Origin of the sequence: Bacillus pretiosus (assembly GCF_051294775.1) — a bacterium.
GTDB lineage: Bacteria > Bacillota > Bacilli > Bacillales > Bacillaceae_G > Bacillus_A > Bacillus_A wiedmannii.
Genome location: NZ_JBPPHF010000001.1, coordinates 1,470,224 through 1,490,787, shown reverse-complemented (window position 1 = coordinate 1,490,787; position 20,564 = coordinate 1,470,224). Strand labels below are relative to the sequence as shown.

The 20,564-nt window shown below is 32.9% G+C and carries 22 protein-coding genes and 1 pseudogene; 21 read left to right on the top strand and 2 right to left on the bottom strand.

All coding sequences use genetic code 11. The features are described from left to right. The first annotated feature begins 42 nt into the window (after nt 1–42). The 10 genes and pseudogenes from ACSG5Z_RS07450 (at nt 43) to ACSG5Z_RS07405 (ending at nt 7,266) form a co-directional block, all read left to right on the top strand. Nucleotides 43–933, top strand: a complete 891-nt coding sequence (locus ACSG5Z_RS07450) for an AraC family transcriptional regulator (RefSeq protein ID WP_098230651.1) — start codon at nt 43–45, stop codon at nt 931–933. 23 nt (nt 934–956) lie between these two features. After that, a complete protein-coding gene (locus tag ACSG5Z_RS07445) occupies nt 957–1,892 on the top strand; it encodes a serine hydrolase domain-containing protein (protein ID WP_098082543.1) in 936 nt (311 codons plus the stop codon). 99 nt (nt 1,893–1,991) lie between these two features. Continuing rightward, nucleotides 1,992–3,017: an SDR family oxidoreductase gene (locus tag ACSG5Z_RS07440; protein WP_098082542.1), complete on the top strand. Its 1,026-nt coding sequence runs from the start codon at nt 1,992–1,994 to the stop codon at nt 3,015–3,017. Nucleotides 3,018–3,058: 41 nt separating this feature from the next. Further along, nucleotides 3,059–3,148 (top strand): annotated as a pseudogene (locus tag ACSG5Z_RS07435) (SMI1/KNR4 family protein); the annotation flags it as partial. A gap of 432 nt (nt 3,149–3,580) precedes the next feature. Then, a complete protein-coding gene (locus tag ACSG5Z_RS07430; protein ID WP_001167593.1) occupies nt 3,581–3,970 on the top strand; it encodes a GntR family transcriptional regulator in 390 nt (129 codons plus the stop codon). Continuing rightward, the gene (locus ACSG5Z_RS07425) at nt 3,958–4,830 is read left to right on the top strand and encodes an ABC transporter ATP-binding protein (RefSeq protein ID WP_000432454.1); all 873 of its coding nucleotides are present in this window, start codon (nt 3,958–3,960) and stop codon (nt 4,828–4,830) included. Before ACSG5Z_RS07430 ends, ACSG5Z_RS07425 begins: the two co-directional genes overlap by 13 nt. Beyond that, complete coding sequence (locus tag ACSG5Z_RS07420; protein ID WP_000933342.1) at nt 4,818–5,435, top strand: ABC-2 transporter permease; 618 nt, start codon at nt 4,818–4,820, stop codon at nt 5,433–5,435. Before ACSG5Z_RS07425 ends, ACSG5Z_RS07420 begins: the two co-directional genes overlap by 13 nt. Before the next feature lie 29 nt (nt 5,436–5,464). Further along, a complete protein-coding gene (locus ACSG5Z_RS07415) occupies nt 5,465–5,758 on the top strand; it encodes a YfzA family protein (protein WP_048526222.1) in 294 nt (97 codons plus the stop codon). A gap of 360 nt (nt 5,759–6,118) precedes the next feature. Continuing rightward, nucleotides 6,119–6,586: an NUDIX hydrolase gene (locus ACSG5Z_RS07410; protein WP_000366257.1), complete on the top strand. Its 468-nt coding sequence runs from the start codon at nt 6,119–6,121 to the stop codon at nt 6,584–6,586. Nucleotides 6,587–6,606: 20 nt separating this feature from the next. Continuing rightward, nucleotides 6,607–7,266, top strand: a complete 660-nt coding sequence (locus ACSG5Z_RS07405; protein ID WP_000679141.1) for a hypothetical protein — start codon at nt 6,607–6,609, stop codon at nt 7,264–7,266. A 31-nt stretch (nt 7,267–7,297) separates the two neighbouring features. On the opposite strand, the gene ACSG5Z_RS07400 is transcribed toward ACSG5Z_RS07405, so the two are convergent. Then, on the bottom strand, nt 7,298–9,241 hold the full coding sequence (locus ACSG5Z_RS07400) for an elongation factor G (protein ID WP_098082541.1): 1,944 nt from the start codon (nt 9,239–9,241) through the stop codon (nt 7,298–7,300). Between the two features lie 264 nt (nt 9,242–9,505). Here ACSG5Z_RS07400 and ACSG5Z_RS07395 point away from each other — a divergent pair, with 264 nt between their 5' ends. The 8 genes from ACSG5Z_RS07395 to ACSG5Z_RS07360 all read left to right on the top strand — a co-directional run bounded on the left by ACSG5Z_RS07395 (nt 9,506) and on the right by ACSG5Z_RS07360 (nt 15,849). Next, nucleotides 9,506–9,934 carry a MarR family winged helix-turn-helix transcriptional regulator gene (locus ACSG5Z_RS07395; RefSeq protein WP_087984603.1) on the top strand — a complete coding sequence of 143 codons (429 nt, stop codon included), beginning with the start codon at nt 9,506–9,508 and terminating at the stop codon, nt 9,932–9,934. Nucleotides 9,935–9,951: 17 nt separating this feature from the next. Further along, entirely contained in the window at nt 9,952–10,590 is a 639-nt protein-coding gene (locus ACSG5Z_RS07390; protein WP_087984604.1) for a nitroreductase family protein, read from the top strand. A gap of 44 nt (nt 10,591–10,634) precedes the next feature. Next, on the top strand, nt 10,635–10,928 hold the full coding sequence (locus ACSG5Z_RS07385) for a putative quinol monooxygenase (protein WP_087984605.1): 294 nt from the start codon (nt 10,635–10,637) through the stop codon (nt 10,926–10,928). A gap of 404 nt (nt 10,929–11,332) precedes the next feature. Continuing rightward, a complete protein-coding gene (locus ACSG5Z_RS07380) occupies nt 11,333–11,839 on the top strand; it encodes a DUF3902 family protein (protein ID WP_087984606.1) in 507 nt (168 codons plus the stop codon). Nucleotides 11,840–12,052: 213 nt separating this feature from the next. Further along, nucleotides 12,053–13,219 (top strand): serine hydrolase domain-containing protein, encoded by a 1,167-nt coding sequence (locus ACSG5Z_RS07375; protein WP_087984607.1) that lies wholly within the window; start codon nt 12,053–12,055, stop codon nt 13,217–13,219. 737 nt (nt 13,220–13,956) lie between these two features. Next, the gene (locus ACSG5Z_RS07370; protein ID WP_087984608.1) at nt 13,957–14,433 is read left to right on the top strand and encodes a YbaK/EbsC family protein; all 477 of its coding nucleotides are present in this window, start codon (nt 13,957–13,959) and stop codon (nt 14,431–14,433) included. A gap of 23 nt (nt 14,434–14,456) precedes the next feature. Then, nucleotides 14,457–15,218 (top strand): YqcI/YcgG family protein, encoded by a 762-nt coding sequence (locus ACSG5Z_RS07365; protein WP_087984609.1) that lies wholly within the window; start codon nt 14,457–14,459, stop codon nt 15,216–15,218. Next, nucleotides 15,211–15,849: a LysE family translocator gene (locus ACSG5Z_RS07360; protein WP_000624898.1), complete on the top strand. Its 639-nt coding sequence runs from the start codon at nt 15,211–15,213 to the stop codon at nt 15,847–15,849. Before ACSG5Z_RS07365 ends, ACSG5Z_RS07360 begins: the two co-directional genes overlap by 8 nt. A 286-nt stretch (nt 15,850–16,135) precedes the next feature. Here ACSG5Z_RS07360 and ACSG5Z_RS07355 read toward each other — a convergent pair whose 3' ends face one another. Next, nucleotides 16,136–16,711 carry a sugar O-acetyltransferase gene (locus tag ACSG5Z_RS07355; RefSeq protein WP_087984610.1) on the bottom strand — a complete coding sequence of 192 codons (576 nt, stop codon included), beginning with the start codon at nt 16,709–16,711 and terminating at the stop codon, nt 16,136–16,138. Nucleotides 16,712–16,835: 124 nt separating this feature from the next. On the opposite strand from ACSG5Z_RS07355, the gene ACSG5Z_RS07350 reads away from it, so the two are divergent. From ACSG5Z_RS07350 to ACSG5Z_RS07340, 3 genes are all read left to right on the top strand, one after another. Next, a complete protein-coding gene (locus ACSG5Z_RS07350) occupies nt 16,836–17,714 on the top strand; it encodes a LysR family transcriptional regulator (protein ID WP_087984611.1) in 879 nt (292 codons plus the stop codon). Between the two features lie 290 nt (nt 17,715–18,004). Next, nucleotides 18,005–19,753, top strand: coding sequence for an adenine deaminase C-terminal domain-containing protein (locus ACSG5Z_RS07345; protein WP_435711189.1), 1,749 nt, complete (start codon nt 18,005–18,007; stop codon nt 19,751–19,753). Between the two features lie 118 nt (nt 19,754–19,871). Then, a complete protein-coding gene (locus tag ACSG5Z_RS07340; RefSeq protein ID WP_087984613.1) occupies nt 19,872–20,384 on the top strand; it encodes a hypothetical protein in 513 nt (170 codons plus the stop codon). The last annotated feature ends 180 nt before the right edge of the window (nt 20,385–20,564 follow it).

Here is a 20,564-nt window from a genome sequence, read left to right as displayed (position 1 = left end):
GCTAGCTTAACGTTAGCCTTTTTGTTGTGAGGAGATAATAATATGGAGAGTAAACAAAGTAGAAATGAATACATACGACGCATTTACAAAGTACAAGATTATATAGAATCACACATAGATGATTCACTTTCAATTGAAGAGCTGGCGGATGTAGCAGGATTTTCAAAGTTTCATTTTCATCGTATTTTTAAGGGGATAGTAGAGGAGCCATTATCACGGTATGTAAACCGATTAAAATTAGAAAGAGCAACAAATTTACTTACATACCGTTTGGATATGACAATTACACATATTGCGTATCACTTCGGATTTACAGATTCAGCAGTTTTCTCCCGTACATTTAAAAGTCATTACGGAATAAGTCCATCTCAATATCGAAACGACAATAGCAAGAATTGCAAAGACGTAAGCGAAACTTCTCAATACAATGAGTGTAAGAAGGTTCGAGGAAATGTTGAAATTGTAACAGCGGATAATATAAACGTCGCATACAAAAGACATATCGGTACATATGAAGAGTTAACGATTGCTTTTCCAAAAATGATAGAGAAATTATTTCATTACGCAGCGGAGGAAAACTGTCATGTATTTGAGCATACGAAAGTATTAACCATTTATCACGATCATCATGAATTTACTGAGGGCAATCATTTACGAACTAGTTTATGTATAACAATTCCGAATGAATCCGCAGTAGAAACGAGCGACATTGGAATAATGGTAATACCTTCTGGAAAGTATGCGGTAGGTCATTTTGAAATATTCCAAGATGAATATAAAGGAGCATGGGATTTCTTATATGGTGAGTGGCTTCCAAATAGCGGATATAAACCGAGGGATTCATATCCTTTTGAAATGTATAAAAATGACCCAAGGCAGCACCCGGAAAAGAAACATATAGTTGATATATATGTACCTATCGAACCTTTTTAATCGTTGATTAAGGGGGAGGAACAATGCAAACTGCTGAAAAGCTAGACTGTATTATAAAAGAAGAATACAAAAATATTAATGGTATGTTAGTAGTGCAGAGAGGTAATGTTGTTTTTGAAAATTATTATAATGGCTACAGTCCAGATGATGCGTTTCATGTAGCGTCAGTTACAAAAACGATAATCTCTGCGTTAATTGGGATATGTATAGATAAGCGCTATATAAAAAGTGTTGATCAAAAAGTAATAGAATTTTTCTCGGAATATAACGTTCATTCACCTGAAATAACAGTAGGTCATCTTCTTACGATGACAGCTCCACATCCTTTCGTAGACTGGCAGGAACCGTTAGAAGAACTATGTACGCAACGAGATTGGGTACAGTATACATTGAATAGGATTGGACAAGGCGGAGAAATTGGGTCTTTTAAATACTCATCTGCAGGAGCTCATTTATTATCGGCAATCATAATGAGCGTAACAGGAAAAAATGCACGTGAATTTGCGAATGAATACTTATTTCAGCCACTCGGCATGAGAGAAATTCCAAACTATAATATGAAAGCATTTGGATTCGATGACTTATTTGGAAAAGATGTAAAGGGATGGGTTCATGATCCAAATGGTATTTCGACAGGCGGCTGGGGACTAACGTTAACAGTTAAAGATATGGCTAAGTTTGGACAGCTGTATTTGAGTGAAGGTATTCATAATGGAAAACAACTACTATCAAAATCATGGATAAAAGAATCGACAGAAATGAACCAAAATCAATATGGTTACTTATGGTGGTTACGAGAAGAGGATGGAATCTTTTCATACTGTGCCATGGGTGATGGTGGGAATATGATTTGTTGTATTCCGGAGAAGGATTTGGTGGTGGTGATTGCTTCTGAAGTTGTGCCAGAAGCAAAGGATAGATGGAGATTAATTAAAGAGTATATACTTTTGAAAGAGTAATGGTGAACTTGTAGAAAAATTTAAATGCTCTCCGTAACTTTCCTCAATAAAAAATCGTTAAACATTAGGAAGGGTTATTAATACGAATGGGGGAGAACCATGAAAATTTTAATTCTAGGTGGTACACGATTTTTAGGAAGAGCTTTTGTAGAAGAGGCATTAAAAAGAGGGCATGAAGTTACATTATTTAATCGCGGAACGAATAAAGAAATTTTTCCTGAAGTAGAGCAGTTAATTGGTGATAGAAATAATGATGTTTCAAGTTTAGAAAATCGAAAATGGGATGCGGTAGTCGACACGTGTGGATTTTCTCCGCATCATATTAGAAATGTTGGAGAAGTGTTACGGGATAATATAAAGCATTATATATTCATTTCAAGTCTTTCTGTATATAAAGATTGGATTCCGCATCAAATAAAAGAAGATTATATATTACAAGCTGAACCTACGGGTGATCAATTAAAGGCTGTGGAGAATGGTGAAGTTTCTCCTTATGAGTATTATGGTGCGCTGAAAGTATTGTGTGAAAAAGAAGCAGAGAAGTATTGGCCGGGGCGTGTTCTACACGTAAGAGCAGGACTTCTTTCAGGTATGTATGATTATACAGACCGGCTTCCATACTGGATTGGGCGTGTAGCAAAGGGAGGAGAAGTGTTAGTTCCAGGAAGAAAAGACCGCCCAGTGCAGGTAGTTGATATAAAAGACGTCGCAAACTGGGGACTAAACATGGCAGAAAACAATAAAGCAGGTATATTCAATGTTACAGGTCCAAGTTATGAATTGACGATGGAAGAGCTATTAAATACGTGTAAAAAGGTTACGAGTAGTGATGCTGCATTCGTTTGGGTAGATGAATCATTTATGAATGAACATAAAGTACAGCCTTGGACAGAGATGCCACTATGGCTTCCAGAAACTTTTTCATTAGAAGGTGAGACGAAGCCGTGGAAAGGTGGTTTTTCTATTAGTATAGATAGTGCTGTGAAAGAAGGGCTTACTTTTAGAAGATTAGAACATACAGTTACAGATGTGTATGAGTGGATGAAGAGTGTGGACGAATGGGAATTAAAAGCAGGTATTTCAGGCGAGAGGGAGAAAGGTTTGTTAGAAAAGTGGTATCAATAAATTTAGATGAGCCCTTTGAATATACTTGATTGCACATAAGATGGAATCATAAAAATAATAGTAGAACTTGGGTTGCTCCTTCGTTAGAAACTTTCATGAAGTGGTGGGAAAGTGGGAAGATAACAATTTAAACATAGTATCATGAAAAACGCCTTGTTACGAAAGAAACAAGGCGTTTTTTGCAATTAAAAAATCTACCACTCTATCGATTCTTCCCCGTACATGTCCTATAACTTAGGAAACATCTTTTTTAATCCTTCTTCGTCATCTTCATTCCAGTCTAACTTCATATCAACTCCCTCAGATTGTTCTTCTGTTTCAAACTCTATTGCTTTCACACTACCGGCTGTGCCTAAAACACAACGTAGTCTTTATACCGCGTAAGACTTCCACCTCAAAGTCGAGCAAATATGAGGAAGCCCCGTATAAATAAGTTGTATGAATTACTATTATTAGATTGTGTTTGTGACTATATTTTGGAAATTTTCTGTTGATTTACAATATGCGATAGTATATATTGTATATAAAGTATATATACAATATTTTTAAAAAGAGGTATTTGCATGCAAATCGTTATTACGAACACTTCAAAGGAACCTATTTATGAACAAATTGGCGTCCAAATAAAAAAACTTATTTTACTAGGTGATTTAAAGCAAGGAGATGCTCTTCCTTCAATGCGTCAGTTAGCAAAAGATTTAAGAGTAAGTATTATTACAACGAAAAGAGCATATGAAGAACTGGAAAAAGACGGTTTTATTTATTCAATTGTCGGAAGGGGGTCCTTTGTAGCAGAACAAAACATTGAAACTATGAAAGAAAAAAAATTAAAGACAGTTGAAGAAAAGTTGTGTGAAGCGATTCAAAATGCTAAACAAATGGATGTTTCTTTAAATGATCTAAAAGAAATGCTTACAATTTTATACGAGGAGGAAAACTCTTGGAAAACGTAATAGAACTTCAAAATGTCAGTAAATCTTTTAAAGGATTTCAAATTAAAAATTTTTCGATGGAAGTAAAAAAAGGATTTGTTACGGGTTTTATTGGGGGAAATGGATCAGGTAAATCTACAACGATTAAAATGATTATGAATCTAATGAACCCGGATAGTGGAAATGTCTCCTTATTTGGCATGAACTATTCGACTGATGCGAAGCGAATTAAAGAAAGAATTGGTTTCGTTTATGACGATAATGTGTTTTATGATGAACTCACATTAAAGGAAATTACTAAAATTATTGCGCCTGCTTATAAAAAATGGGATTTTAACCAATTTACATATTATAAAGATCTGTTCGAATTACCATTAAATAAAAAAATGAAAACATTCTCCAAAGGAATGAAAATGAAAGCCTCTCTTGCAATTGCCCTTTCACATCATGCTGAACTAATTATTATGGATGAGCCTACTTCCGGACTCGATCCGGTATTTAGAAGAGAATTATTGGATGTTTTACAAAATATTATGCAGGATGGTGAGAAAACTATCTTTTTCTCATCTCATATTACAACGGATTTAGACCGCATTGCCGATTATATTACATTTATTCAAAATGGGAAGCATATTTTTACAAAAGATATTTATGCCATTGCAGAAGATTATATTTTGGTCAAAGGACCACTAGATATGTTAGATTTTGATACTGAGCGTGAATTTATATCTGTATGTAAGGCAAATACAGGTTTCGAGGGATTGATTGAAAATGTAAATTCTATCGAAACTTTATTTAATAAAGAAGTGGTGATTGAAAAACCAAGTTTAGAGGATATTATGTATTTCATGAAAAAGGGGGAGTCAAGATGCTTAATTTAATTAAAAAGGATTTGATTTTACAAAAAACTTTTTTACCTGCTTATCTCTTATTTTTAGTTACCTATTTGTGGGCCGGCATGGATGTTGCATATGTCATAATCATTTGTAGTGCCGTTTTTGTAATTAACACATATCAATCTGATGATAAAGATAATGCTAATATTTTAGTAAACTCATTACCGTATACTAGGAAGGAAATTATAAGTTCAAAATACGTTGGAACCTTATTTTTTACAATAGTAATCATTCCATTTTGTTTGGTTGGGAAATATTTCATTTTAGACAGCATGGAATTTCAACTTTCCTTAGAAAGTTACATCCTAGGCTTCTTGGCAGTCATGCTGATTACTGCATTTTACATCCCATTTTTTGTTGCATTTAAAGTGAAAACACTGGTACCAGTTTTTATATTTTTATCTATTGGAGTTATATATTTAATGCGAAATACTCCATATTTATTAAATAAATATGCTAATGGCGTACTGACCTTTTTAAAAGAGATTTCAGATTTGAAATTATTTCTTATATTTGCTGTCATAGCAGTAGGGTGCTATGGGGTTTCATGGATATTATCTATTCGTATCTATCAGAACAAGGCCCTTTAATAGCAAGTTCTAAAAGGAGGATCATTTACATGACATCAAAAAAATGGCGTCCTATTCGAATACGAAATTGGCTAAAAACTCTTGGAGCATTTTTCGTTATGCAACTAATTTTTATCATCCTTGATATGAATTCGTGGATACCGAACTTCAAGGAAGGAGGAGTTGGGGAGCGTCTCGTTAATTCAGAGTTCTTTACGGAATGGTTCGCTCCTTATAAAACAAAGCAATTTAACGTATTAACGGTAGTTATGGCTATTTTACTATTCCTAAATGTATTAACAAGTGTAATAAAAGACGCTTTTTCTAGAAAAAAAATTAATTAGCACATAAGTTGACCTTGCATCTTTTTTAATAATGTCTTAACAATATTTAAAAACAACAGAGGAAAGATAAAACTCCATTTATTGAAGTTTTACTTTATCTTTTATAATGATTCCTTAGGAATTATTTGATTTTTCAGTTTTGTATATTGACAATGTTTCCATTCGTCCCCCATAATGCTTCTCTAGTGTATGCAGTGATTGTGACATATGTATTTATACTCGTGATGATAAATGATGTGTATTGTTTTTGGAAAGTTAAAAAATCATTGAAAGAAATGGAAAAAATCAGTAATCTTATTTGTGCAGTACATACATAATAGTTTTATAGCGATTTTCAAATGAAATATAGGGGGAAATGGTGTGGATCTAACATTTAAAGTAGAGGAAACATGTTTTAATTACCGAGTCGGAGCAATTTGTAAACAGAATAATAAAATACTCATTCTGCAAGGTGACGGTGAAGATTTTTGGTATGTACCAGGCGGAAGAGTGAAAATGCTAGAAAATAGTGAAGACGCGTTAACACGAGAACTTGCGGAAGAGTTAGCGGTTCCTATTGAGGTGAAGAGATTAATATGGTCGGTAGAAAATTTCTTTACACTTTCTGAACGAAAGTTTCATGAAATTAGTTTTTACTATGAAGTAGAGCTGAAACAATTACCTGCGAATGGAGCGGAGCAATATGTTTTGGAAGAAGAAGGTAGAACGTATTTCTTTAAGTGGGTGCCGGTAGAAGAGTTAGATACATATAACTTACAGCCATCATTTATAAAAGAGAAAGTAAAGGATGTATTAGTTCATACAGAACATATCATTTTACAAAAGTAAATGTATGGGAGGGGAAAAGGATGAAAGGGACTAAAAAAGAAATTCTTATAGAAGGAAAAGTAATTCCGTATACACATATTGAAAAAGGTTCTAATACAGTATGCTTTATGTTTTCAGGCTCGGGATACAATTACGATAAACCGTTATTTTATTATGCGACGATGCTTATGCTCGAAAATAAAATAGATGTAGTACATATTCATTATTCTTATGACGAACAAGTAATGAATAAACCAATGGAAGAAATAACGAAAGTAATGATGGATGATATTAATCCTATAATGAAGGAAGTATTAAAAGGTGAGCAATACAACGAGACGATGTTTTTAGGGAAGTCACTAGGAACAATTCCGATTGCAAATGATTTAATGAAGAGAGAAGAGTTTGCAAAGTCAAAGATGATACTACTTACACCTTTGCTTACTTTTGATTCAATTTTTGATTCGATTTTACATAGTCGTCATGAAGGGTTATTAGTAATTGGAGATAAAGATCACCAATATAATGCAGATCAAATCGATCCGTTATATAAAACAAATTTACAGATCCAAGTTGTCAAAAATGCAACTCATTCTGTAAATGTTGGGGAATATGAAACAGAGAATTCAATTGAGGCGATAGCAAATATAATAAAAAAACTTAAAGAAGTTATTAGGACAAACCAACCTATCAATACATAAAAAAAGAGGTGCAATTTGCACCTCTTTTACTTTAATAAGCTCTAAGCACATGAAGTAAATAATCCTTACGATTCAGCGGATTATTATCAACACGTTTTCGAGTAGGGAAGGGAGCCTTCAGTTCTTTGTAACCAGCTGGCTTCGTTGTAAAAATGCCTTCTCCTTCAGTGAATGAATGAAGCATTCGCTTAAAGTTCTCCGTTTTCGCAACAGGTAATAATCCTGTTAAATGGTAGGAATCATTATTGAATATAGGCTCACTAAAAGTTGCTGGAATAGCAGCTAGTTTATACATTGCAGTACTAATTGCATACCCCGGGACAGTTAATTCGAATTCGTTTACTGGTTCATATACACATGTTTTGGCTTGCTTTAAAGCATCCATTAAAACGAGTGGTGTTAAATTTCTAAAGTCACTCGCTGTTGTAACAGGGCTTGCATAACCAGTATGTGTTAACGTGACGATAATGTCTGTAACTTCCCATCCGTACAAACCTTGTTTTAACGTTTGAAATACTGTATCTTCAATTGCTTTATGAAATGCTAAAGGCAGCGATCCAAGTTCAACGCCTAACTTATATATTATGCCAGAATTCAGCTCACCACGTTCGATTTTAAAGCCAATTGTTGCGTAAAATGGATTCGCTTTTTCACCCATTACTTCAACGCTATTACCTACGCCAATTGGCTTCTCAATACATACAACCCGCGTATTTGAGAAAGTCACCTGCAAATTATATTTCTCAAAAAGTGTTGTTTCAATTACTTCTTTTTGTACTTCCCCGAAAAGGCGAGTATATAGTTCATTATGAATATCATCTTTCCACACTTTAATGAGCGGATCTTCTTCACATAGATCCATAAGTGCAGCGTATAGATCATGAATTCGTTCTTTTGGTACTGCTTCAATAGCAGCTTCCATTTGTGGTTCGGCAAAGTGAATGTCTTTTATATAATTCGTCCGTTCACCGATAATATCACCAATTTTAATATCATTCAGTCCCCACACTTTGCAAAATTCTCCGCTAGGAACGATAGAAGCTTGAACAACATTCCCGTTATGAAATAGACATATTTTCTTAATCTTTTCTTTATGCCCCAGAACGTTTCCGCGCTGTATATTAACATATTTTCTTACGTGTAAACGACCAGAAAAAACTCTTACATAAGCAATCTTTTCTCCAGAAGGTTCACGTTCAATTTTAAACACAACACCGGATAATGTTTCGTTTTCTGCCGACTTATTAGCCGGAAATAAAGTTGAAATATTTTCGAGCAGTTCAGTTACACCTATACCTGTCATGGCTGAACCGAAAAAGATTGGGTACACACTTGCTTGCTGTATTTGTTTTTCGAGTTCTTCTCTTAATAATACGCCCGGTACGATTTCATCATTTACATATGACGCAAGTAACGATTCATTATATGGTGCTAACAGTTCCATACAATCGTCATATGATTTGTATGCAAGAATCCGGGCTTCTTTCGTTCCTTCGTTTTGGGCAGAGTAGAAAGGGAATGCTTCATTTGAAAGAATCTCTTTTATTTGTTTCATAACTTTTTCAGTATTTGCGCCATTACGATCAATTTTATTTACGAATAATATTGTTGGTATGTTTAGTTTCTGCAATGTCCGCATTAAAATTTTTGTTTGTGCTTGCACACCTTCAACGGCAGAAATAACTAAAATTGCACCGTCTAAAACGCGGAATGATCGCTCCACTTCAGCGATAAAATCAGCGTGTCCAGGTGTGTCAATGACATTTACTTTTACATCATCAATAAAGAAAGATACGACAGATGCTTTAATCGTAATTCCGCGTTGTCTCTCTAATTCCATTGAGTCAGTTTGCGTATTACCACTATCTACTCGGCCAATTTCTTTAATCACATTCGTTTCATAAAGAATACGCTCAGTCAAACTCGTCTTGCCAGCGTCTACGTGCGCGACAATCCCTATATTTATTGTTGTCATTTGTGAGTATCCTCATTTCATTTTCCATTTTTAATTCCTCATTTCTATTTGTGTATTGCCGCATTACAATCACTCTCCAGTCATTTGAATTATTACTATTATAATGTAATTTACATTTTTTGTAATGCTACAAAGCGCCTTAATTTGGAAAAATATAAATGAAAACAAAATGCTTGCATTTTAAATCGATATAGATTATATTAATTGACATATCAACTATTGATGTATCAAATATTTTTAAATTGGATATAAAGGAGGGGTAATTTGACAAGTTCATGCTCAAAAGAAGCAATTATTTTATATAAATTACACTTTCTAAATAAAGACGTAAGTTCGAAATTTGAAGGGTGTACGGGTATGAGTCAATCTAGACTAGAACTTATACTTCAGTTATATGAAGTAGGTGAAATTAGCCAAAAAGCACTTCAGCAAGAAGTGAATATTGATAATGCAGCGATTACGAGGCATTTAAAGCAGCTAGAAGCAAACGGAATGATTACAAGGCGTAAAAATCCAGATGATAACAGAATTACGTTAGTTTCTCTAACTGAAGAGGGACGAAATAAAATTCAAGTGTATCAGGAGGAAAAAGAACGTTTTGCAGCATCTGCATTTAAAGGATTAAGTGAGGAAGAACGCGATAATCTTTTAAATATGTTAAATCACATTCAAGAAAACATAAAAGAACTATAAAAAGGGAGAATACAACTATGACTAACTCAGTAAAAACAAATGATTTTAACGAAATTTTAACAGGACGCCGTTCAATTCGTAAATACGACACATCAGTGAAAATTAGCAAAGAAGAAATGAAAGAAATTCTTACAGAAGCAACACTTGCACCATCTTCTGTAAACATGCAACCATGGAGATTTTTAGTAATTGAAAGTGACGAAGCGAAAGCAACACTTGCACCACTAGCGAAATTTAATCAATCTCAAGTAGAAACATCTTCAGCGATGATTGCTGTATTTGGTGATTTAAACAACTTTGATAACGCAGAAGAAATTTACGGTACAGCAGTAGAGCGTGGTTTAATGCCAGCAGAAGTAAAAGAAGATCAAATGAAAAAACTTTCTGGTTACTTCTCAATGGTTACACCAGAAGTAATGAAAGATACAGTACTAATTGACGGTGGTCTTGTAGCAATGCAATTTATGCTAGCAGCTCGTGCTCACGGTTATGACACTTGCCCAATTGGCGGATTTGAAAAAGACCAAATCGCAGAAGCTTTCGGATTAGATAAAGAACGTCACGTACCAGTTATGTTAATTTCAATCGGAAAAGCTGCTGATAGTGGTTACCAATCAGTACGTCTTCCAGTTGAAAAAGTTGCTGAGTGGAAGTAATTTTATAAATACAGAAATAAGTGAGATATGAGAGGGGAAACACCATGATTATTATTCACGCAATATTTCAAGTAGATCCAGCAAAACAACAATCATTTTTAGAAGAAATTCGTCCGCTGATTCATAGTTCAAGAGAAGAAAGTGGAAATGTATCTTATGACTTATATAAAGATACAGAAAATGAAAATGTATATACGATGGTAGAAGTATGGAAAGATGAAAAGGCAGTTGCGAGTCATAATACGAGTGAACACTTTACATCTTTCGTTAGTAAAGCAGCACAGTTTTTAACTGCTCCACTTAATATAAAAGCTTATAATGGAGAGTTAGTGAAATAATAAGGTAGAAAAAGATGATTTTAGCGTATAGCTAAGGTCATCTTTTTTATTTTGATAGGAACATATTTACTTCTATAGTAATGTGTTATAATTTGGAAATAAATAATTCTTAATTTTCATAATAAATAAAGTTAGGAGATAAATATATGAATACATTAAATAAAATTATTAACAATATTAATTTTATTTACTTATATTTAATTATATGGTAATCCATACTTACTTTTTTATATCGATACCAATGGAGAAAGGTTGCCTTAGTAGAGTATTGCTCGTTGAATTTTTTGTGAGGTTATCTTCACTTCATCCATATAGAATGAAAAGGAGATAAAGCAATTACGAGTAGCATGTAAATAAAAAAATTATTATTTATTTTAAAATTTTTGTAAGGGTGTGAAAATAGAATGAAACCGGTATTGAAAAACATACTCCTTTCCTTTATTTTTTCTGCAGCAGGGATGTGTTGGTTTCTATTTATGTTAGTTAGAGGAGGCGGAGACTGGTTATTGTCTTGGGTAGGTGTATTAATGGCATTTTTATCTTTATACACGTTAATAGATTTATATTGTAAGTATATATACGATAAAAAATCGAGCAAATTGTTTATCAACGCAGCGGTTACTACCTTTAGTTTTGCAGTATTGGGAATCACCTTTGGTATTGTACACGAGCTTTTACAGCCATGGAGTCTCAGTTTAATGGTTTGGTATTGGTTGTTAGTGTTACTTTTGTTTGTAACGACCATAATATTATTAGTTTTTCTATTATTTGTTAATCGTAAAAATTATAATATTCCTGGGACATATAGAATACTTATACTGCTTAATCTATTTCTTACGTTAGCACCAGTACTATGGCCATTATTTCTTACTATTATCGGAAATGGCATGAACGCTAGTGCAGGATGGTAAAAGTGAATATAGGGTTTTTAGTATGTAAGAGAACGTGTTTTGGTAAATTGAAAACACGTTCTTTTTTTATTCTCATACATTACTTTTTCCATCTGGTCGTCTAATTTTGAAAGTAAGTATTTCGTAAGGAATGGATAAGGAAAAAGAAAGCTTTATCATTTAGGATTAAGGTATAACTTGAATCAATACGATATTAAAAGAGGAGAGAACCTTATGAAAAAATGTACTTCAATAAAGTTAGGAAGTTTGGCAGTGTTAATAGCGAGTACTGCTCTATTCACACCAGGTTTTATTATGAAAGCAGAGTCTACTCAAAATATTTCTAGTCCGTCACAAACGTATGATCAAAAGAATCGGAATGGCTGGAAACAAGTAATGCAGGAAACGGTACAGCTTGGAACACCAGGTATATTAGCTAAGGCTTTTAATAACGGAAAAACTAGTAGCTACACTGCTGGCGTGGCAGATTTAAGTACAAAGAAATCGATGAAATCGAATTATCGTTTTCGAATTGGTAGTGTGACGAAAACTTTTACTGCTACGACTGTTCTTCAATTAGTAGGAGAAAATCGTGTGCAACTTGACGATCCAATTGAAAAGTGGCTACCTGGCCTCATTCAAGGAAATGGGTATGATGGTAATCAAATTACGATACGTCAACTTTTGAACCATACGAGTGGTATAGCTGAATATTTAAAGTCAAAAGACGCTGACATTATGAATTCGAAAAAAACGTATACAGCAGAAGAAATAGTGAAAATAGGGCTTGCTCTACCTCCAGATTTTTCGCCAGGTAAAGGTTGGTCGTATTCGAACACAGGATACGTAATACTAGGAATGCTTATTGAAAAAATAACTGGTAATAGTTATGCGGAAGAAATTGAAAAGCGCATTATTGAACCTTTGGACTTGTCAAATACGTTTTTACCAGGTAATTCACCAGTCATCCCAGGAAAGAATCATGCTCGAGGGTATATGAAAATTGACGAAACAAGTGAATTGAAAGACATGACGTATTATAATCCGAGTTTAGCTAATTCAGCGGGAGATATGATTTCAGATGCAGACGATTTAAATAAGTTCTTTTCATCTTTACTCGGTGGTAAGTTACTAAAGGAAACTCAGCTAAAAGAAATGATGACAACAGTTCCTACAGAAAGAGAAGACATTGGTCATGGATATGGTCTTGGAATTTATGAAACTAAACTTCCAAACGGTGCTTCAGTTTGGGGGCATACAGGGGGAATTCCTGGGTTTACTACTTTTGCTGGTGGAGTAATGGGTGGCAAACATACATTAGCTGTCAGTACTAATTCTTTAGGTGTGATTGATATTGGTACGCAGTTTAATAAAATGATGCAAATTGAATTTAAGAAATAATAGATGAAAAGAGTTCTACTATAGAGGTATATAAGCACTTGTATGTGATTTAATTGTTATTAAAATATAGTCTTAAAAAACCCCCGAATCATGAGCAATTTACTTCCCATGATTCGGGGTTTTTATGTGCTGTTACAAGAAAAGTAATGATGTATTTGAATTTTATTATTTTACTATAAATCTATTATATTTATTTGATATTTCTTATTTATAGTGACTTTTACATTTTTAAAATATTGGAACATACAAAGGTAAGTAGTTCTAGATTTTAGAGTTAATAATAAGTAAATTCTGATTTTTGTTGAAAAATATTCGAATGTATTTCCTTAATTTACATAATAATGTACTTTTATCGTATGAATTAATATCTTAAAGCGTATTAATGTTGACGGATTTCCGAAGGATAAAACAAAACATTTTTGGAAGATGAAAAATAGAACACATATACAAGTCCTTTTTCAAAAGAAACAATATGTATGAATTAATAACAAATAGAATTAAGTATACAAAAATAGATAATTATGATTCGTGTCTAAATGATTGACTATTATGAAATTAATGATTAATATAGGTTTTATATATTTATTCCATTTTTATTACAAATATGTATTTTATTACAATTTAAATTATGTTTTAAACTATAATTGAATATATTGTGAAAAAGAATAGGGAGCGGGAACAGCAATAGAAAAGGCTATCTTTTCAAATTGTGTAATGAAATCAAAGGGAGGATAAATATGTATAAACAAGTAGTAGAACTGTTAGAAGAAGCGGCTATATCGTATAAACAATATACACATGAACCAATATTAGATTATGAAACAGATAGAAAAATTAGAGAAAGGTTTAAATTAGAAGGTGTACCCAGTAAAAGTTTATTTTTAAAAGATAAATCAAATAACTATTACATATTTGTAACTGTTGAAGGAGAAAAATTAGATTCAAAACTTATGAAAGAGTTGGTTGGAAAAAGGATTTCTATTTGTTCAGCCGAGGAGTTAATAGAAAAAACTTCTTGTGTTCCAGGATGCGTATCTCCATTTGGCTATTCAGATGAAATCACACTTATTATAGATCGAAAAATTTATAACTATAATAAATTTTTATTATCTCCCGGTATACCTGAGATAACAATTGAAATACCTACAAAAAGTATAAATGAAATTTTAAATATTGTTGAGAATAATATTTTACTATATGAGAAAAAATCATAAATATATTAGGGGGGCTTTTAGTAATGCCAACTACAAAAATGTATTTATACGATCAAAAGAGAATAATTGAAGAACAAAATAAAGGGATTTTAGATGAGTGGAAAACTGTATCTTTCAATAATTTTCACGATAGCATTTTAGATCAATCTAAACCATTTCCGTGTTATTTTGCAGTGGATTCTGAGAAACATGGTTGGTCTAGATATATATTTTCAGAATCGGCTTATGATGAAAATGAATTGTTCAAACTAAGAGATGGGATTTATGAATATATTAAAACATATCAACAAATTGCAAAGAGAACTACTTTAGTAATATTTTTTAAACCATCTAATAAACAATTACTGGCTGAAGAATACAAAAAACAATTTTGGAATGTATTACAATTTTTAATGAGAAATGATCCGGAGCCATGGAATGCAGAAATACCAATAGATCCTTATAACGCTAAATGGGAATTTTGTTTTGGTGGTGAACCTATATTTGTCGTTTGTAGGGCTCCAATATATTCTGAGAGAAAAAGTAGACATACAGGAACCGGCCTTGAAATTACGTTACAACCTCGAGGTACTTTGGATGATATTACAGGTGATACAAAACAAGGGAAACAAGTGCGGAAAGTGATTAGAAAACGTTTGTTAGCATATGATGATATTCCAATGCATCCAGATATAGGGGATTACGGAATAAAAGAAACCTTTGAATGGAAACAATATATGTTACCAGAAACAAATGAAGAAAGTGTAATGAGATGTCCTATTACGGGGTTGAAGAAAAATGATTAGCATGATATTCAGTTATATATTATTAGGGATTTCATTGTCTGCACCAGTCGGTCCGATTAATGTTGCTCAAATAAATAAAGGAATAAAAAATGGTTTTTTGAGTGCATGGTTAGTAGGAGTCGGGGCAATGTCAGCAGATGTTGTAATGATGTTTTTAATTTACTTTGGTATTTCGACTTATTTAACAACTCCAGTTGCTCAACTTTGCATTTGGATTTTTGGTTTTGTAACGATGATTTATTTGGGCTATGAAAGTATGAAAGAAGCTACTAAACAAGTTCAATATATTTCATCAGGTGAAAAAGAACATCCTTTAAAATCTTTTCTATCGGGGTTTGCTATCGCAATTTCTAATCCATTAAATATTATTTTTTGGATAGGGATATATGGATCAGTTCTAACTAGTGCTATGAATACTATTGGAAAAGAACAAGCTTTATGGTATAGTGCAGCCATTTTTGCTGGGATTATGCTTTGGGATATATTTATGGCTACATCTATTCATTTTGGTAGAAGATTTATTAATCATACAGTAATGAAATGGATTTCTATAGTAGCAGGCATTGTTTTAATTCTGTTTGGAATATATTTTGGCTACGAGGCAGTAAAAGGAACTGCTCAACTATTGTGAACTTTTCGATGATTAGAGAGAATGGTGATTTATTAGAAATTTATTCATCGCGAATCTTTTGGTGTTTGAATTTGTTAATCGATGGGTATAGGTCAATTCCTTATAGTAAAAGACTTATAGAATCATTCTATAAGTCTTTTTATTGCGGTATAGAAAAATATATAGGTACATTCTCTTCCCACCAGGAGAAATAAAATTCTTAACAAGAGCGATAACATAAATATATAAGCAGTAAAGCAAATTTCAATCAAGTAGCTTGTTTGCATTTCAAAAATCTAGAATATTTTTAATTGCTATGAATGACTTTCACACCTTTTGCCGGCACCCCTGCAACGACGGTGTTTGCAGGTACATCTTTTGTAACAACTGAACCTGCAGCAACAATTGAATTGTTCCCAATTGTAACACCAGGAAGTATTGTTGCGCTAGAACCAATCCATACATTTTCACCAATTATAACAGGGGAAGCGTATGTCGTATTTCTTGTTTCTAAAGTTAGCCCGTGATTAAGTGTGGCAATTGTAACATTCATACCAATCATACAATTGTCTCCTATATGAATTCCGCCTCTATCTTGAAAAGAACATCCAGTGTTAAAAAATACGTTTTTTCCAATTGTAATATTTTTACCGAAGTCTGTATGAAACGGTGGAAAACACATAAAAGATGGATCAATGTTGTTACCTGTTAATTCACTAAATATTGCTACAATCTCTTCTTTAGAATGATAAGATGTATTTAATTTCATTGTTATCTTCCGGGCTTCATAGCTACATTGAACTAGTAGATCATGTAATTCTTTATCCTCGCCTGAAATAGGCTTGTCGGTTTTACAAAAATTTATAAAATCTTTCATATTCATTGTTATACTCCCCTCTAAAACGCTAATCTTTTCAATACAATCATAAAATGATACGATTCCAATATCAAATACCTATATTAAATACATTCATATGCTTATTAGCTATATGTAAAAGGAGACTATCGTGGAAATTCGAGTGTTACGCTATTTTATTGCTGTAGCAAATGAAGAAAGTATTTCAGCAGCTGCAAAACAATTACATTTGTCACAGCCAACATTATCAAGGCAACTGAAAGATTTAGAAATGGAATTAGGAACGGATTTATTTATAAGAGGAAATAGGAAAATCTCATTAACAGAAGAGGGGAAATACTTATTAAAAAAGGCAAAGGAGATTGTTGATTTAGCAGATAAAACGGAAGCAAACTTAAAAGATTCAAAAGAAATGGTAAGCGGGGAAGTTTACATTGGTGCTGGTGAAACTGAAGCGATGCATCTTATTGCGAAAACATTAAAAGTATTAATAAAAGACTATCCAAATATTCGATTTCATTTGTACAGCGGAAATGCTGATGACATTAAGAGTAAATTAGATAGTGGATTATTAGATTTTGGTGTCGTTATAGAGCCAACTGATAAACAAAAATATGAATATGCACAATTGCCAGCTAAAGACACTTGGGGTGTATTAATGTGTAAAGATAGTCCTTTATCGGATAAACAAGTTATTAGCCCAGTGGATTTAATAAATAAACCATTATTCATTTCACGACAAGCTACTGTTAGTAATGAATTAACAGGATGGTTTGGACAAAGTATAGATAACTTAAACATCGTCGCAACCTATAATTTGCTTTATAATGCAGCGCTTATGGTTGAAGAAGGTATTGGGTATGCATTATGTATAGATAAAATAATTAACACGTCAGGAAATAGTAAGCTTTGCTTTAAACCATTACAGCCTAAATTAGAAGCAAACTTAAATATTATTTGGAAAAAGAATCAAGTGTTTTCAAATGCAGCTCATACCTTTATAAATCAGCTCCGAAATAGTATGAACTAATCACAATTTAAAATGCAAAGTAAAAAACGTGCCATCGTATTAAGGCGACACGTTTTTTACTTTACGAAATAGTCGTTATTCTTTCGAAGATTTCAGTAAAACAACTGCACAGAGATGTTTATGTTCAAAAGGAGAAGTAGTGAACAATAAAAAAGATTAGAGTTCTGAAAATTGTTATTTTTATAATTATTAAATATAATAGGGGTACGTATTGCGGGGCATGAATAGAAAATAGTTTAGTTAATTAATTATTTTTAAACTTAACTAATATAGCATTGGAGTTGAATACAGTGGAACAAAAGTATTTCAGGTGGAGTAACAAGCAATTAAGAGAACATGTTGAAGTAATAGATGGCAAAAGAAGTCCGCACATTTTATTTAAGAATGCAACTTATTTAAATTCCTATATGCGCGAGTGGGTACAAGCAAATATTTGGATCTATGATGATCGCATTATTTATGTAGGAGAAAAACTACCAGCGCAACTACAAGAATGCGAAGTCATTGATTGTGATGGAAAGTATATAGTTCCAAGTTACATAGAACCGCATGCACATCCATATCAATTATATAATCCAGAAACGTTAGCAAATTATGCGATGCAGTTTGGGACGACGACTTTTATTAATGATAATTTAACTTTATTTTTCACATTACAACGTGAAGAAGCATTTCGTTTATTAGATGAATTTGAAAAGATTCCTGCAAGTATGTATTGGTGGTGTCGTTTTGATGGACAAACTGAATTGCAAAACGGGGAATCTTTATTTAATCGTGAAGAAATAATAGAGTGGCTTAAGCATAAAGCAGTTCTTCAAGGCGGCGAACTAACAGCGTGGCCAAAGTTATTACATGGCGATGATGAAATGTTACGTTGGGTGCAGGAAACGAAACGATTACATAAAAAAGTAGAAGGACATTTTCCAGGAGCATCTGAAACGACTTTAGCAAAGTTAAAATTGTTAGGTACAGATTGTGATCATGAAGCGATGACAGGGCGGGAAGCTTTCACTCGTCTTATGCAAGGTTACACGGTTTCCCTAAGAAATTCTTCAATACGCCCAGATTTAGAAGTGTTACTGAAAGAATTGCTGGAACTAGGAGTAAAACAGTTTGATAGATTTATTCTTACTACAGACGGCTCACATCCTTCGTTTTATGAAAATGGAATGACAAACGTAATGATAGCTACCGCGATAAAACAAGGAGTGCCAATAATAGATGCTTATCATATGGCAAGTTATAATATTGCTCGTTATTACAATATGGAACATGTACATGGATCGATTGCGACAGGTAGAATAGCTAATATTAATATTTTGGAAAGTAAAGAAAATCCGGTTCCAATAAGTGTAATTGCAAAAGGGAAATGGGTGAAGCGTGACGGAATAAACAAAAATGAATCATTACAAATAGACTGGAGTAAATTCAAAGTAACTCCATTATTATTAAACTGGTCCATAGAAAAAGAGGATATGATTTTTTCTCATAAAATGGGTATACATTTATTGAATAACGTTATAACTAAACCATACACGAGTGAAATTGATTTAAACTGTGATGAACTTTCTCTAGATCATGATGAGTGTTTTCTTATGATGATTGCTCGTGACGGTACGTGGCGAGTGAATACAGTTGTGAAAGGTTTTGCGAAAGAACTAGGTGGTCTTGCTAGCTCTTATTCTGGTACCGGTGACATCATTCTTATTGGGAAGAATAAAGAAGATATGCTTACAGCTTTTCATAGAGTGAAAGAGATTGGCGGAGGAATGGTAATAGCTGAAAAGAATGAAGTATTACACGAAATCGCATTACCATTGCTCGGGATTATGTCTAATTTAAAAATGAGTGAATTAATACAGGAAGAGAAACAGTTGGTGAAATTATTGCAAGAGCGTGGCTACAGGTATGACGATCCGGCATTTACCATTTTATTCTTTTCTGCGACGCACTTGCCTTTTATACGGGTAACGCCTATAGGACTATATGATGTGAAAAATAGTAAGGTAATGGCTTCACCGGTAAATTTAATAAAGTAATGTTAATATGAAAGGCTCTATAAAAGTCCAATTTATAGGGCCTTTCACATTGTTAGCATAAGAATATTGTAAGACTCAAATGATATAGTATATAAATCATTTGAGGTGATATGTAAATATGAAAAAAATATTTTACATTTTAAGCGTATTTATTTTGTGTGTATCGATACAACACGTTGTACATTCCCAATCAGATGCACCAAGGTTATCTTCTGATTGTCTTGAAAAAAGGAAAATTCGAGATGAGAAGTATGTGAAAAACATTATGAGGGACATTAAATCTACGTTTGATTTAAATATTGATGCACACAGTTTTTGGAAAGTAAGTAAAAGAGATCTGGAGGCTGCCCATTTGATGTATGGTGGAAAGGAAAATGATTCTTATTATAATTCGCTAACTAAAATTTATGATAGTGGTGGATTTAGCGAGCAGCCCAGCTTATTTGTGAGGGCGCAAGAAGCATTTTTACTTTATAAAGAAAAAGATAATATTAATGTAATGAAACGCCTTAAACTAGACGTTGAAAAAGGGGAATGGCTCGTTATAAAAACGAAAAAGAAGAAAGGGAAAAAAGTGAAATTCAAACCGTTACAATGTGAAAAAGATTATCTAAAAAAGAGAAATGAATAACAAAATACTTATTAATACTATTTTTATTCAACGATAATTTGCTGTTGATTTGAAATAGAAAAAGGTAAACGAACATATTAGCTTTATGGAATATGTTTGTTTACCTTTTTTGAGAGATTTAAAAATTGGGAATGTTGTTAGTTGAAAATTATTTACTGGTTAATGAACTTATAACATTCA